We start from the raw sequence: 298 nt of genomic DNA on the forward strand, positions 1-298 counted from the left end.
ACCACCCAGACCTTCGGCACCCCGAAGAGCGTCAACACCGCCACCAACGCCCCGAACACCGGCGGCGGCACCGGCGGCCCGCACGGCCTGCTGACCAGCTCCACCAGCTCGCCCACCGGACCGAAGACCACCTCCTACCAGTACGACGCCACCGGTAACACCACCAGCGTCACCGACACCACCGGCACCACCACCCTCACCTGGAACGGCGAGGACAAGCTCGACTCCGTCAGCAAGACCGGCCAGGCACAGGCGACGTCGTACCTGTACGACGCGGACGGCAACCAGCTGATCCGCC

Annotated in this window: 1 protein-coding gene; it reads left to right on the forward strand. The window is 68.8% G+C overall.

Annotation, left to right across the window (positions count from 1 at the left end; translation table 11 throughout):
- The coding region (locus tag AA75_RS42880; protein ID WP_033825973.1) for a hypothetical protein at positions 1–298 on the forward strand (298 nt) is incomplete at both ends.

The sequence above is a fragment of the Kitasatospora sp. MBT63 genome, assembly GCF_000710465.2.
GTDB lineage: Bacteria > Actinomycetota > Actinomycetes > Streptomycetales > Streptomycetaceae > Kitasatospora.